The sequence below is a fragment of the Streptomyces sp. NPDC026515 genome (assembly GCF_055567595.1).
In genome coordinates, this window is record NZ_JBVHQD010000012.1 from 287905 (window position 1) to 301139 (window position 13235).

General features: G+C 73.6%; 13 protein-coding genes and 1 pseudogene. 8 read left to right on the plus strand and 6 right to left on the minus strand.

Going from position 1 to position 13235, the window contains the following annotated elements:
• The first annotated feature begins 96 nt into the window (after window positions 1–96).
• The 3 genes from ACZ4O3_RS26175 to ACZ4O3_RS26185 are packed head-to-tail and all read left to right on the plus strand — an operon-like array spanning window position 97 to window position 3084.
• On the plus strand, window positions 97–1092 hold the full coding sequence (locus tag ACZ4O3_RS26175; RefSeq protein ID WP_467724548.1) for a FecCD family ABC transporter permease: 996 nt from the start codon (window positions 97–99) through the stop codon (window positions 1090–1092).
• Entirely contained in the window at window positions 1089–2177 is a 1089-nt protein-coding gene (locus tag ACZ4O3_RS26180; RefSeq protein WP_467724521.1) for a FecCD family ABC transporter permease, read from the plus strand. Before ACZ4O3_RS26175 ends, ACZ4O3_RS26180 begins: the two co-directional genes overlap by 4 nt.
• Before the next feature lie 4 nt (window positions 2178–2181).
• On the plus strand, window positions 2182–3084 hold the full coding sequence (locus ACZ4O3_RS26185) for an ABC transporter ATP-binding protein (RefSeq protein ID WP_467724522.1): 903 nt from the start codon (window positions 2182–2184) through the stop codon (window positions 3082–3084).
• A gap of 333 nt (window positions 3085–3417) precedes the next feature.
• Here the strand turns inward: ACZ4O3_RS26185 and ACZ4O3_RS26190 are convergent, their stop codons facing one another.
• The gene (locus tag ACZ4O3_RS26190) at window positions 3418–4371 is read right to left on the minus strand and encodes a methionyl-tRNA formyltransferase (protein WP_467724524.1); all 954 of its coding nucleotides are present in this window, start codon (window positions 4369–4371) and stop codon (window positions 3418–3420) included.
• Window positions 4372–4455: 84 nt separating this feature from the next.
• Between ACZ4O3_RS26190 and ACZ4O3_RS26195 the strand changes: the two genes are divergently transcribed.
• Complete coding sequence (locus tag ACZ4O3_RS26195) at window positions 4456–5781, plus strand: lysine N(6)-hydroxylase/L-ornithine N(5)-oxygenase family protein (protein WP_362729865.1); 1326 nt, start codon at window positions 4456–4458, stop codon at window positions 5779–5781.
• Between the two features lie 111 nt (window positions 5782–5892).
• Here ACZ4O3_RS26195 and ACZ4O3_RS26200 read toward each other — a convergent pair whose 3' ends face one another.
• From ACZ4O3_RS26200 to ACZ4O3_RS26210, 3 genes are all read right to left on the minus strand, one after another.
• Window positions 5893–6060, minus strand: coding sequence for a hypothetical protein (locus ACZ4O3_RS26200; protein WP_467724526.1), 168 nt, complete (start codon window positions 6058–6060; stop codon window positions 5893–5895).
• A gap of 175 nt (window positions 6061–6235) precedes the next feature.
• The gene (locus ACZ4O3_RS26205; protein WP_467724528.1) at window positions 6236–6445 is read right to left on the minus strand and encodes a hypothetical protein; all 210 of its coding nucleotides are present in this window, start codon (window positions 6443–6445) and stop codon (window positions 6236–6238) included.
• A gap of 75 nt (window positions 6446–6520) precedes the next feature.
• Window positions 6521–8062: an amidohydrolase gene (locus tag ACZ4O3_RS26210; RefSeq protein ID WP_467724529.1), complete on the minus strand. Its 1542-nt coding sequence runs from the start codon at window positions 8060–8062 to the stop codon at window positions 6521–6523.
• Window positions 8063–8320: 258 nt separating this feature from the next.
• On the opposite strand from ACZ4O3_RS26210, the gene ACZ4O3_RS26215 reads away from it, so the two are divergent.
• On the plus strand, window positions 8321–8827 hold the full coding sequence (locus ACZ4O3_RS26215) for a Rieske (2Fe-2S) protein (protein ID WP_362728256.1): 507 nt from the start codon (window positions 8321–8323) through the stop codon (window positions 8825–8827).
• 7 nt (window positions 8828–8834) lie between these two features.
• Here the strand turns inward: ACZ4O3_RS26215 and ACZ4O3_RS26220 are convergent, their stop codons facing one another.
• Window positions 8835–9479, minus strand: a complete 645-nt coding sequence (locus tag ACZ4O3_RS26220; protein ID WP_362728258.1) for a cysteine hydrolase family protein — start codon at window positions 9477–9479, stop codon at window positions 8835–8837.
• Window positions 9480–9557: 78 nt separating this feature from the next.
• On the opposite strand from ACZ4O3_RS26220, the gene ACZ4O3_RS26225 reads away from it, so the two are divergent.
• A complete protein-coding gene (locus ACZ4O3_RS26225; protein ID WP_362728260.1) occupies window positions 9558–10022 on the plus strand; it encodes a pyridoxamine 5'-phosphate oxidase family protein in 465 nt (154 codons plus the stop codon).
• A 464-nt stretch (window positions 10023–10486) separates the two neighbouring features.
• Window positions 10487–10889: pseudogene (locus ACZ4O3_RS26230) on the plus strand (ArsR/SmtB family transcription factor); the annotation flags it as partial.
• A 27-nt stretch (window positions 10890–10916) separates the two neighbouring features.
• On the opposite strand, the gene ACZ4O3_RS26235 reads toward ACZ4O3_RS26230, so the two are convergent.
• Window positions 10917–11819 carry a LysR family transcriptional regulator gene (locus ACZ4O3_RS26235; protein ID WP_362731892.1) on the minus strand — a complete coding sequence of 301 codons (903 nt, stop codon included), beginning with the start codon at window positions 11817–11819 and terminating at the stop codon, window positions 10917–10919.
• Window positions 11820–11893: 74 nt separating this feature from the next.
• Between ACZ4O3_RS26235 and ACZ4O3_RS26240 the strand changes: the two genes are divergently transcribed.
• Window positions 11894–12838: a DMT family transporter gene (locus ACZ4O3_RS26240; RefSeq protein ID WP_467724532.1), complete on the plus strand. Its 945-nt coding sequence runs from the start codon at window positions 11894–11896 to the stop codon at window positions 12836–12838.
• Window positions 12839–13235 lie beyond the last annotated feature (397 nt).

Here is a 13235-nt window from a genome sequence, read left to right on the forward strand (position 1 = left end):
ATGCTCACCTAACCTGCCCTCAGGAGCGTTCGGGGGCCCACCGGAAGACGGTACGGAGACCGGCAAGTGGCTTCAGACAGAAGGCTTCGCACGACGGTGCTGGTGTCAGTGATCGTCGCCCTCCTGGTCCTTTTGTCCCTTCTCTCCGTGGCGCTGGGCGCGTTGAGCGTCCCGCTCGACCAAGTGGTGCGCTCGGTCCTCGGGCATCCGCCGAGCCGGCTCGTCGACAACGTGATCTGGTCGGTGCGCGTCCCGCGCACCCTGCTGGGCCTCGCGACCGGCGCGGCGCTCGGCATGTCCGGCGCCCTGATGCAGGCCCTGACCCGCAACCCCCTCGCCGATCCGGGCATCCTCGGGGTCAGCGCCGGCGCCTCCTTCGCGATCGTCGTCTCGGTCGCGGTGTTCGGCGTCGGATCGCTGTACGGCTACGTGTGGTTCGCGTTCGCCGGGGCGCTGGCCGCCAGCGTCCTGGTCTTCCTGCTCGGGCGGCTCGGCCGGTCCGGGGCGACCCCGGTCAAGCTGGCGCTCGCCGGAGTGGCCGTCACCTCGCTGCTGTCCTCGCTCACCAGCGCCCTGGTGCTGACCGACCAGGACGCGCTGGACCGGTACCGCTTCTGGTCCGCCGGCACCCTGGCCGACCAGGACTCCGGCGACCTGCTGCGCATCCTGCCGTTCCTCGCGGCCGGCGCCGTCCTCGCGCTGTCCTGCGCCCCCGCCCTCAACAGCATGGCCCTCGGCGACGACGTGGCCGCCTCGCTGGGGCGGCGGCTCGGCCCGGTACGGCTCCAGGGCGTGACCGCGGTGGTGCTGCTGACCGGCGCGTCGGTCTCCGTGATCGGCCCGGTGGTCTTCCTCGGCCTGGTCGTCCCGCACATCGCCCGGGTGCTCGCCCAGGCGGCCGGAATCGGCCCCGACCACCGCTGGCTGCTGCCGCTGTCGGCGGCGCTTGCCCCCGTACTGCTGCTGACCGCCGACATCGTGGGCCGGGTGGTGGCCAGGCCCACCGAGATCCAGGCCGGTGTCCTGGTCGCGTTCCTCGGTGGACCGTTCTTCATCGCCCTGGTCCGCCGCCGCACGCTCGCGGAGGTGTGACCGTGACCTCTCCCCCGGCCGCCCGGCCGCACACCCGGCCCGCACTGCGCGACCGGCCCTTCCGGCTGGCCGCGCCCCCTGTCTCGGGAACGTTCCGGCCGCGCCTGGTGCTGACCGGGGTGCTCGTCGCCCTCGGCGCGTTCGCGCTGCTCTGCTGGGGTCTCGCTCTCGGCGACTATCCGGTGGGCCTGCCCGACGTCGTCAAGGCCCTGTTCGGCGTCGGCGATCCCGGCACGCTCACCGTCGTACGGGACCTGCGGCTGCCGCGCGCCCTCGCCGGGCTCCTCGTCGGCCTCGCCTTCGGTGTCTCCGGTGCCGTGTTCCAGACCATGACCCGCAACGCGCTGGCCAGCCCCGACATGATCGGGCTGACCGAGGGCGCCGGAACCGCGGTGGTGGCCGCGGTGGTCCTCGGCTGGACCGGGGGCCCCGGGCTGTCCACGCTGGGGCTGCTCGGCGCCCTCGCGACCGCGCTGCTCGTGTACGCGCTGGCCTGGAAGGGCGGGACCACCGGGTACCGCATCATCCTCGTCGGCATCGGCGTGTCCTGGATCTGCACCAGCGCCACCGACTTCCTGGTGGCCCGGGGGAACCGGTTCCAGGCGGAGGAGGCGCTCGGCTGGCTGGTCGGCAACCTCAACGGCCGTACCTGGGACCAGGTGGACTCGCTGGCCGTCGCGCTGGCCGTGCTGCTGCCGGTGACCCTGGGCATGGGGCGCTGGATGCGCACGCTCCAGCTCGGCGACGACGTGGCGGCCGGGCTCGGCACCCCCGTGCAGCCGGTCCGGCTGGCGCTGCTGCTCACCGGCGTCGGCCTGATCGCCTTCGGCACGGCCGCGGCAGGACCGGTGGCGTTCGTGGCCCTGGCCAGTCCGCAGATCGCCCTGCGGCTGGCGGGCACCTCGTCGCCGCCCCCGCTCGTCTCGGGTCTCACCGGCGCCTTCGTCGTCCTCGGGTCCGACCTCATCGCACGCGAGGCGATCCCCGGGACGGAACTGCCGGTCGGGATCGTCACCGGCGCCCTGGGCGCGCCGGTCCTGCTGTGGCTGCTCATCCGCGCCAACCGCGCGGGCTCTGGAGGCTGATCCCATGTCGACCACCGACTCGCGCACCCCGCACGCGACCACCCATCGCTCGCCCGAAACGCTCCCGCCCGGGCCCGAGTTGCGTGCCGCGGGCCTTCATCTGGCCTACCACGGAAGGCCGGTGGTGGAGGACCTGGACCTCACCGTACCCACCGGCCGGATCACGGCCATCGTCGGCGCCAACGCCTGCGGCAAGTCGACCCTGTTGCGTGCCCTCGCCCGGCTGCTCGCCCCGCGCCAGGGAGTGGTCGAACTGGACGGGGCCGCGCTGCGCTCGATACCGACCCGCGAACTCGCCCGCAAACTGGGCATTCTGCCGCAGACGCCGGTGGCGCCGGAGGGGCTGACCGTCGTCGACCTGGTGGGGCGCGGCCGCTCCCCGCACCAGACCTGGTGGCGGCAGTGGTCGGCGGCGGACGAGGAGGCCGTGCGGGCCGCGCTGGCCGCCACCGAGCTCACCGACCTCGCAGACCGGCCGGTGGACGAGCTGTCCGGGGGCCAGCGGCAGCGCGCCTGGATCGCCATGGCGGTCGCCCAGGGCACCCCCGTGCTCCTGCTGGACGAACCGACGACCTATCTCGACCTCGCGCACCAGATCGACGTGCTCGACCTGATCACGGACCTCAACCGGCGCGAGGGCCGCACGGTGGTGATGGTGCTGCACGACCTCAACCAGGCCTGCCGGTACGCCGATCACGTCATCGCCATGAAGGCGGGCCGGATCGTCGCCGAGGGGCCGCCCGCCGAGGTGGTCACCGAGGCCACCGTCGAGGACGTCTTCGCCCTGCGCTGCCGGATCACCCCCGACCCGGTCAGCGGCACCCCGATGGTCATCCCGCTGGGCCGGCACCACCACGACGACGCCACCCACGCCCCCGGGAAGACGGTGCCGGCCACCGCCGACTGAACCGCCCTGCACCGGCACCGCGCTCTGCCGACCGGTGGGGGCGGGGTGCGACGGCCACTCCCCGGGCCGCTCGCCCCGCCGCCCGCCGTGAATGCCGGGCCGTCGGAGGCCCGCAGCGCCCCCCGGGGGGACCGTCACCCGCACACGGCCCGCCACCGCCCCGAAACCAGGTCCCCGGACGGCACCGCCACCCCCACAGGACTTCGGTGAGCCGTCCGCGGCTTGTGCTGCCCGACGGCTGCCGGAGTGTCCCGCAGTAGCTGAACGCCCGTCAGGTCTCAGGGGCGCCGCCCCCGGAGGGCGGCCCGGCGCGGCCGGGGGCGGGGCCTGCCGTCAGGGGCGGGACGTCAGGTAGCCGCCCATGGTGCGGAAGTAGTCCGCCGCCGCGTACTCCGTTCCGTCGTCGGTGCGTACCCGGCGGATCAGCAGGCCCCGGTCACGGCCCGTGTGAGCGGCGGGGCCCGCCACGACGACCACGCCGTCGCCCTCGCGGATGAAGATCCGGCCCGGGGTGCCGCCGTAACGCCGCTCGGAGAGGGCCGCGGAGACTATCCTCAGCCGCTCGCCGCGGTGGAAGGCGTACGCGTTGGGGTACGGGTCCGACTGCGCCCGTACGAGGCGCTCCAGGCGCTCCGCGGGCCATGTCCAGTCGATGCGGCTGTCCTCCAGGGACCGCTTGTGGAAGAAGCTGGCACGGCTGCGGTCCTGGGGTGCCCACCGGCCGGCGTCCCGGCCGGAGGCGATCAGGTCGAGCGACTCGCGCACGATGGGCGCGATGAGGTCGACGGTCCGGTGGAACAGGTCGGTGGCCGTGTCGGCGGGCCCGACCGGTACCGAGCGCTGCACCAGGACGTCCCCGGCGTCGAGTTCGGCGTTCATGCGGTGCGCGGTGACGCCGACCCGCTCCTCGCCGTTGAGCAGCGCCCAGATGATCGGCGAGAACCCGGCGTAGGCGGGCAGCAGGGAGTCGTGGACGTTGAGCGTGCCGTGCGGGGGCAGGTCGAACAGCTCCGGCGGCAGCCAGGTCCGCCAGTTGTTGGCGACGATGATGTCCGGACGGGACTCCCGCACAGCGGCGAGGAGCCCGGCGTCGTCGGGGCGGTCGCGCAGCAGCACCGGCACGTCGTGCTTCTCGGCCAGCTCGGCGACGTTGTCGTCCCAGATCTTCTCGTAGGCGTGCTCACTCCTCGGATGGGTGAGGACGAGGACGACCTCGTGATCGGAGTCCAGCAACGCCTGCAGCGTCCGGTGACCCCACGTCTGGTAGCCGAGCATGACGACCCGCATGACGGTCCTTCCCTTCTCAGACTCCATTGCTAGGTAAGCCTTACCTTATCTAGCATGGGCAGGCCTGAGGGAGGCGATGCCAAGGTGAAATCACCGGTCAAGGGTTCCGACGTCGTCCACGACATCGTCGGGATCGGTTTCGGCCCGTCAAATCTGGCTCTGTCCATAGCCGTCGAAGAACACAACGCGCGTCTCGCGGCGGACCGTCGGATCGACGCCCTGTTCCTGGAACGCCAGCCGCGGTTCGGCTGGCACCGGGGCATGCTGATCGACGACGCCACGATGCAGGTCTCCTTCCTCAAGGACCTCGTCACGCTGCGCAACCCGACCAGCGACTACAGCTTCCTCTGCTTCCTGCGCGAACGCGGCAGACTGATCGACTTCCTGAACCAGAAGACCCTCTTCCCGCTGCGGATGGAGTTCCACGAGTACTTCGAATGGGCGGCGGCGCGGGTCGCCCACCAGGTGTCGTACGACAGCGAGGTGATCGCGGTGGACCCGGTGCGCGAGGAGGACGGCCGGGTGCCCTTCTTCGACGTCGTCCACCGCGACCCGGCGCGCCGCGGGGCGACCGTGACCCACCGGGCCCGCAACATCAGCGTGGCGACGGGGCTCGAACCGCACGTGCCGCCCGGCCTCGAACTTGCCGAACGTGTCTGGCACAACAGCGAGTTGATCCCGCGTGCCGAGCAACTGGCCACAACCGGCGCGGCGGTGCGGCGGTCGATCGTGCTCGGTGCCGGACAGAGTGCCGCCGAGACGGTGGACTACCTCCACCGCACCTTCCCGGACGCCGAGGTGTGCTCGGTCTTCGCCAAGTACGGCTACACCCCGGCGGACGACAGCCCGTTCGCCAACCGGATCTTCGATCCGGAGGCGGTCGACGTCTACTTCTCCTCGCCGTCCGAGGTCAAGCAGTCCCTGCTGGACTACCACCGCTCCACGAACTACTCGGTGGTCGACATGGATCTGATCGAGTCGCTGTACGCCACCACGTACCGGGAGAAGGTCGCCGGCCGGCAACGGCTGCGCTTCCTCAACGTCTCCCGCGTGCGCGGCGTCACCCCCGCGGACGGCGGCGGTCTCCACGTCGCCGTGGAGTTCCTGCCCACCGGCGAGCGGCAGGTGCTGCCCGCCGACATCCTGGTGCTCGCCACCGGCTACCGGCCCCGGGACCTGACGGCGCTCCTCGGCGACGCGGCCAAGCTGTGCCTCAAGGACGACGGGGACGCGATCCGGGTGGGCCGGGACCACCGCGTCGAGACGGCCGCGGAGGTCACGGCGGGCATCTACCTCCAGGGCGGCACCGAGCACACCCACGGGCTCACCAGCACGCTGCTGTCGACCGTGGCGGTCCGGGCCGAGGAGATCCACCGGTCCGTGCTGTCCGACCGGCTGACGGCGGTCTGACCTCGCCCCCGCACTCCCGTGGCCCGGACGGTACGGTCCCGTTCGGGCCACTCGCCGCTCCGTGACCCGTGCCGCGCAGGGAGGGCGTGCGGCACGGCGGCGGGCCACGGGTCAGGACCGCCGCCCCCGCTCCGCCCCGCTGCCCTCCCCGCCGAGCGCGGCCACCAAGCCGCGCACCGCGCGCACGGCCCCGCAGGTGGCCGCGATCCACTCCAGCGCCGCCCGGTGATCGGTGTCCGTCCGGTCGGCCACCGCGTCCGCGACGGCGAACGGCTCCATGCCTGCATCCGGGCGCCGGCCTCGGTCAGCATCACCCGGGGCCGCGCGAACAGCCCCACGGCCACCGGCTGGTCGCGGTCCGGCTCCGTGAGCGGCTGCCGCAGCCGGGTGCCGGCCAAGGCGCTGAACCGCTTCGCCACCAGCACCGTGTCCCCGGCCCGGGGCCGCCCCGCGGTCACCACGTCAGCCGAGCCGTCCTCCCGGCCAGGTGCGGGTGTCCGAAGGCGGCGCCGCGGCCGTCGTGGCCGCGCTCGGCGGTGCGGACGGAGTACGCCACCGCGACTCCCGCCGTGCGTGCCGTCGCCGCCGGCCGCGCGGCCCCGGTCACGAGCCCGTCGGCCGGCATCGAACTCTCCCCCGGCACGTGCACGAGGTGGTTCTGCACGTTCAGGACCAGGGGTCTGCCGCCCAGCCGGAGCGGCCGGGGGCAGCGCGACGCGTTGGGGCCCGCGGCGCGGGCTCAGTACGGCCCGTGGGTCCAGCGGCCGTCGGTCATCGTGGCGTGCACGGGCATCGCCCGCAGGGTGTCCGCATCCGCCGTCAGCGGATCCGCGTCCACGACGACCAGGTCGGCGGGGTCCTGGACCCTGATGAGACGGCGGCCGCGGGCGGCGGCGGCCAGTGCGTCCGGCACCGGCAGCCGCTGTTCGGGATGCCAGGCGGGGCGGCCGTCGTCGGTACGGCTGACGGACGACGCGACGGCGAGCCAGGGGTCGAGCGGTGAGACGGGGGCGTCCGAGCCGAACTCCAGCCGCGCGCCGGCGGCCAGCAGGCCGGCGTAGGCGAAGGCCCGTTCGGTGCGGCCGGCCCAGTACCGGTCCGCCACGTCCCGGTCGTCCGTGGCGTGCCGGGGCTGCACCCCCGCGACGACGTCCAACTCCGCGAACCGCGGCAGGTCTTCGGGGCTCAGCAGCTGGGCGTGTTCGATCCGGCCACGGCAGCGGACGGCCTCGAAGGCGTCCAGGGCCACGGTGTTGGCACGGTCGCCGATGGCGTGCACCGCGGGTTCGATGCCGTGGGCGGCGGCCCGGCGCATCAGCCGTACCAGTTCGTCCGGTGGCGTCTGCTCGATGCCGTGCGCGCCCTCCGTGCCCTCCAGACCGGGGTAGGGGTCGCGGCACAGCGCGGTGCGGGTGTTGAGCGAGCCGTCCGTGAAGAGCTTGAGCGGGCCGACCCGCACCAGGTCCCCGTGCGGGCCGACCCGGGACCCGGTGCGCAGTCCGCGCGCCAGCGCCGAGTCCAGGTGATCCGGGTAGACGGCCGCGGCCACCCGCACGGCCGGCGGGAGGTCCGCCGAGCGCCGCTCCCAGGCACCCACGGTGTCGCCGAACTGGAAGTCGATGACGCCGGTGACCCCGCGGGCGGCGGCGGCCCGGCAGGCGTCGGCCACCCAGCCGTCCACGGTCTCGGCCGGCGCCTCGGGAAGAACGGAGAGGACCACATGTCCCTCGTGCTCCCGGACCAGCCCGGTCGGGTGGTCGCCCCGGCCGGCCAGGGCCAGGCAGGCGGAGTTCAGCCAGACGGCGTGCAGATCGGCGCTGACCAGGGCGACCGGGCGGTCCGGCAGGACCGCGTCGAGCAGTTCCTTGTGCGGGGCGTCGCTCCAGAGGCCGTCCCGGAAGCCGTATCCGAACAGCACCGGACCGGCGGGGGCCGCACGGCCGTGCTCGCGCACCCGGTCGGCCACCTCCCGTGCGGAGGCGGTGCCGGACAGGTCGAGCCGGCGGCGGGCGGCGGCCCACTCGGCGAGATGGACGTGGGCGTCCCACAGCCCGGGCAGGAGGATCCGTCCGTCCAGGTCGAGGACCCGGTCCCCCGGGACGAGTCCCGCGGGCGCCGGGGCCTCCCGCTCCGGGACCACATGGGTGACACTGCCGTCCGCCACCCGCACGCTGACGAGCGGTCCGCCGGCCCCGAGCCGCACCCGTGCCAGCGTCAACGGCGTGGCCCGGGGCGGCGACTGCGCCACCGCACCGCGCGATGTGCCTGCGAACTCCGTCATCGAGCCTCCCCTGCGGGACCACCGGTGCACCCCGACACTGACTTAGGCTCACCTTACCCACCTGATCGCGTGCGGTCTCCGTCCCGCGCCCCCGCGCATCCGGCCCGGCCTCGGATGCCGACAGGCATCCGGCAGCACTCCTTCACCAGGGGCTCATGTCCGGGTGGTCACTATCGGGATGCCGTCTGAACAGGTGCGGCCCCACGACCGTACCCCTGGACGGATCAACGAGAAGCTCCGCGGAAGGGAACCCCTCACATGACCGGCGCATCGTTCAACCCCTCGGCCAAACCGGCTCGCCGTACGATCGTGGCGGCGGCCGGCGCGGCGGGGCTCGCGGCCGCGCTGACCGCCTGCGGGTCGTCCGACGACGACTCGTCGACCTCGACGACCACGAACAACGGCGGCGGTGGCTCCACCACCCAGGACAGCAACGGCTCCGGCGGCTCGAGCGACACCTCCACGGCGGCGGCCGGCGGCACCGCGCTCGCCAAGACCACGGACATACCCGAGGGCGGCGGCACGATCTACAAGGACCAGTCCGTGGTCGTCACCCAGCCGACGTCGGGCACCTACAAGGCGTTCTCGACGAAGTGCCCGCACGCGGGCTGCGCGGTGTCGAGCATCGCCGACGGCGCGATCGTCTGCCCCTGCCACGGCAGTGAGTTCGCCATCGCCGACGGCAGCGTGAAGAAGGGCCCGGCGACGACGGGTCTGACGGCCGCGAACATCACCGTCTCCGGTGACCGGATCACGCTGGCCTGACCTTGTCTCAGGGCCGCCGGCGCGGGTTCTTGAGGCAGCCGAGCACCTCGTCGGTGGTCGCGACCGCAGCGACCAGCGCGAGGGTGTTGCGGACCATCGCGGGGGTGTACTCGGAGGGCACTCCCGCGATGGCATCGGCCGGGACGACGGCCGTGTAGCCCCGGTTCACCGCGTCGAACACGGCATTGGGGACGGCCACGTTGGCCGAGACGCCGGTGACGATCAGCGTGCGGCAGCCGAGGTTGCGCAGCAGCGGGTCGACGTCGGTCCCCTGGATCGGCGACAGGCCGTGCAGCCGCCGTACGACCAGGTCCTCCTCCGCGACCTCGATGGGGGGCGCGACGCGGACCGCCGCGGTGCCGGAGAACTGCTGGACGGGCAGCCGCTCGGCGGCCCGGAACAGGCGGGCGTTGCGGTTCGCGCCCCGGCCGTCGGGACGGCGTTCGGCGAGCGCGTGGACGACCTGGACGCCGGTGTCGTGCGCGGCGGCGACCAGCCGGGCGATGTTGGCGAGCGCGCCCGACGCCCGGGCCTCGTGGGCGAGTTCGGGCAGCGCGCTGTGCGGGCCGACCACGCCCTGCTGGCACTCCACGGTCAGCAGGACGGTGCTCACGGGGTCGATGAGCTCCGCGAGCCTCTCGTACGACGGCATGTGACGCCCCCTTCCGCCTTGGTGCGGGGCGGGCGAGACTAACCAGCATTGCGCGGGAACGGAAGAAGAGGGGGCCGCATGACGGTGACTCAGCGCCGGGGCCGGAAGATCATGATGACGCCCGTCGAGATGGACGAGTTCCTCACCGCACAGCGCACCTGCCGGGTGGCGACCGTGTCGGCGTCCGGCGCCCCGCACGTGAGCGCCCTGTGGTTCGCCTGGGACGGCAGATCGCTGTGGCTGTACTCGGTGGTGCGCAGCCAGCGCTGGAAGGACCTGAGCCGTGATCCGCGGGTGGCGGTCGTGGTCGACTCGGGTGAGGAGTACGACCAGTTGCGCGGCGTGGAGCTGAGAGGGACCGTCGAGTTCGTGGGCGAGGTGCCGCGCACCGGTGAGCTGGTCGCCGAACTCGACTACGTGGAAACGCTGTTCGCCCGCAAGAACTTCGGTCTGGACGAGATGCCGCACGACGGCCGGCACGCCTGGGCCCGACTGACCCCGGCGAAGATCGCCTCCTGGGACTTTCGCAAACTCGGCGGCTGAGGAGCGTCGCGCCTGCTCGGTGTCGACGGCTCCGGCGGACAGCGGCGTGGCCGCGGCCCGGGTGCCCCGGAGGGCGGCCGGGCCGCGCGCCGCGAGCACGGTGATGACCGCCGGGCAGACCGCGAGGCCGAACCCCGTGGAGAGCTGGAGACGGGTCAGGGTCCGGCCCATCAGGTGGGCCGGGGCGAGATGGGCCACGAGGGCGGTGGCACTGCCCGCGTAGCCGATCTCGCCGAGGGTGCAGACCACGGACACCGCGGCGAGGGCCGCGGCGCCCCACCCGGCTCCCGCCCCGGCGACCGCGAGGAAGCCGAGGCAGGACGCGGTGAGCACCAGACCGGTCAGGGCCAGCGCGGTCCGCCGGGAGAACCGGGACATCAGGAGGGTGACCGGTACCCGGCGGACGACCACCGGCACCGCGTTGGCCGTGAAGACGACGGCCGGCAGTCCAGGACAAGTCGGCCACCGCCCACGGCACCGGGGTCACCTTCGTCCCGGCCGTCTTCGGCCGCCCGCACCTGGTCGCGGTCCCCACGCCCGGGTGGCAGCCGGTCGTGCAGTACCCCGTCGCGGAGCCGGACCCGTCGGAGCCGGTGCCGCTGGATACGGTCACGCTGCGGCTGGAGGCCCTCGCGCATCCGGTACGGCCGCGGCTGCTGCGCACGCCGGCCCGGGGCCCGCGCACCAATCGCGAACTGGCCCACGCCGGGGAGCTCTCGCCCCCGGAGGTCTCCCGCCACCTCGCCGTCCAGCGCCGCGCCGCTCTGCTCACGACCCGCCGGTCACGGTCGTTACGTCCGCTACACGCTCGGCCTGCCCGACCTGACGGCGCTGGGCACCGGCCTGCTGGCGGCCGTACTGCGCTGAGCGGGGCGGGCTCCGGCGCGGGGCGGTTCAGGAGATGGCCTCGGCGGCACTCCGCAGGGCCTGCACCGCCGCCCGGATCGAGGGCCGGCGGTCGGCGTCGGCGCGCCAGACGACGTACACGTGGCGGCGCACCCGCTGCTTCAGCGGCACCGTCACGATGCCCTCCGGCACCGGGTGGCGGCCCAGCAGCGGGGCGATGCACACCCCCAACCCGGACGCCACCAGGTTGAGTTGGGTGTGGGTCTCGGCGGCACGGTGGCCGATGATCGGTTCGACGCCGCGGGAGCGCAGCGTGAACATCAGCCACTCGTGGCAGAACTCGCCCTCGCCCCAGGTGATCCACTCGTCCTCGGCGAACTCCCCCAGGTCCACCTCGTCCCGTCCGGCCAGCCGGTGCCCGGCCGGCAGGGCCACCTCGGCGGGGTCGTCCAGCAGCGGCGCCTTGACCAGCCCGTCGGGCAGCGGCATCGGCTTGTTGTACCAGTCGAGGACCACGGCGAGATCGAGGTCGCCGCGGACCACCCCGGCGACGCCGTTCTCCGGTTCGAGTTCACCGGAGCGCACCCGCAGCGCCGGATGCCGGGCGCGCAGGGCGGCCAGCGCGGTCGGGAACAGGCCGCGGGCCGCCGTCGGGAACGCCGCCACCGTGAGCTCGCCGACGACCTGGCCCCGGTGCGCCTCCAGGTCGGACTGGGCCAGCTCCACCTGGGAGAGGATCCGGCTCGCGTGCTCGGCGAGCAGCCGGCCCGCGTCGGTGAGCCGCACCCCCCGGCCGTTCTTGGCCAGGAGCCGCTGGTTCACCTCCCGCTCCAGCTTGCCCATCTGCTGCGACACCGCGGACGTGGTGACATGCAGGGCCTCGGCGGCCCCGCTCACCGAGCCGTGCCGGGCGAGGGCGTCGAGGGTACGCAGGCGCTCCAGGTTCAACATGTAAGCGATCCTAAGAGGTACCGCTCGAAAAATCTCGATTGTGCTACGACATCGGCTCCCGCATGGTGGACCGCATGAGCACCGTCACCACCACCGCGACCGGCGAGCCGACGCTGGACGCCGGGCACCCCCGCCCCCGCCTCGACTGGCGCCTCCGGTTCGGCGCCCTGTCACTCATCTGGGGCTTCAGCTTCCTGTTGATCAAGGTGGGGACGGACGGCTACGCACCGTTCCAGGTCACCCTGGGGAGGCTGGTCTTCGGTACGGCGGTCCTGGCGGCGGCGCTGGTGGTGAAGCGGGAGCGGTTGCCGCGCGGGGCTCGCACGTGGGGGCGGCTGGCGGTCGCCGCCTTTCTCCTCAACGCGCTGCCGTTCTCGCTCTTCGCCTACGCGGAGCTGACGATTCCGTCCACGCTGGCCGGCATCTGCAACGCGACCTCGCCGCTGTGGGGGATGGCCCTGTCACTGGTGGCCCTCTCGGAGGACCGGCCGACCCGGGTCCGGGTGGCCGGGCTCGGACTCGGGTTCCTGGGGGTACTGACCGTACTGGGGGCCTGGGAGGGGTTCCACGGGCTGGACGTCAAGGGGACGCTGCCGGCGCTGCTGGCCTCGCTGAGCTACCCGGTCGGGTGGATCTATGTCCGGCGGACGCTGGCGGGCACGGGCCATTCGCATCTGTCCATGACGGGGGCGCAGTTGCTTATCGCGACACTTCAACTGGCCGTCGTGACGCCGTTGTTCACTTCGGTTCCGGAGCACTTCGCCCTGCTGCCGCTGCTGGCGGTCGCGGCGCTGGGCGCGCTGGGGACCGGGCTGGCGGTGCTGGTCCAGTACGGGCTGGTCGCGGAGGTGGGGCCGACCACCGCCCAGATGGTCACCTACTTCATCCCGGTCATCGCCACCGCGGCAGGGGTCGCGGTGCTGGGCGAGTCGCTCCGGTGGAGCACTCCGGCCGGGGCGGTCGTCGTGCTGGCCGGCGCGGCGTTGACCCAGGTGCGGCCCAGGGGGCGCGCGGCCTGAGCCACCCGTGGCCGCGCCGTTCGGCACACCCCCGGGAGGCCGGTCGCCGGTCGGGGCCCGTCCTGCGGATCAGGTCACGGGAAGCCGGCGGCGCCTCGCCGGCGCCGGTGACCGGGGTCCGGTGCGTCCCACCGCGAGGCGGAGGAGGGCGGCAACGCGGTGAGGCACCTCCCGCTCGAAGGCCGGCGGGCATGGACCAGCGACGACAGCGCCGCCGGGGAACGGCGCGGCGGATCCCGCGCCCGCGGCATGACCCGCCAGCCGCGTCCCCAACCTAATCCGGTATTAGCGGTGCTCGGTGGCCGGGTGCTGGCCGAGATCGGCGACGACCGCACCCGGTTCGCCGACTCCCGCGGCCTCAAGGCATACGCCGGCTCCTCGCCCATCACCAGGGCCT

Excerpts from the sequence above, each read along its gene's own strand:
- ACZ4O3_RS26185 (WP_467724522.1), top strand. The coding sequence starts at position 2,182 with ATGTCGACCACCGACTCGCGCACCCCGCACGCGACCACCCATCGCTCG.
- ACZ4O3_RS26190 (WP_467724524.1), bottom strand. The coding sequence starts at position 4,371 with ATGCGGGTCGTCATGCTCGGCTACCAGACGTGGGGTCACCGGACGCTG.
- ACZ4O3_RS26200 (WP_467724526.1), bottom strand. The coding sequence starts at position 6,060 with ATGGAGCCGTTCGCCGTCGCGGACGCGGTGGCCGACCGGACGGACACC.
- ACZ4O3_RS26210 (WP_467724529.1), bottom strand. The coding sequence starts at position 8,062 with ATGACGGAGTTCGCAGGCACATCGCGCGGTGCGGTGGCGCAGTCGCCG.
- ACZ4O3_RS26215 (WP_362728256.1), top strand. The coding sequence starts at position 8,321 with ATGACCGGCGCATCGTTCAACCCCTCGGCCAAACCGGCTCGCCGTACG.
- ACZ4O3_RS26220 (WP_362728258.1), bottom strand. The coding sequence starts at position 9,479 with ATGCCGTCGTACGAGAGGCTCGCGGAGCTCATCGACCCCGTGAGCACC.
- ACZ4O3_RS26225 (WP_362728260.1), top strand. The coding sequence starts at position 9,558 with ATGACGGTGACTCAGCGCCGGGGCCGGAAGATCATGATGACGCCCGTC.
- ACZ4O3_RS26235 (WP_362731892.1), bottom strand. The coding sequence starts at position 11,819 with ATGTTGAACCTGGAGCGCCTGCGTACCCTCGACGCCCTCGCCCGGCAC.
- ACZ4O3_RS26240 (WP_467724532.1), top strand. The coding sequence starts at position 11,894 with ATGAGCACCGTCACCACCACCGCGACCGGCGAGCCGACGCTGGACGCC.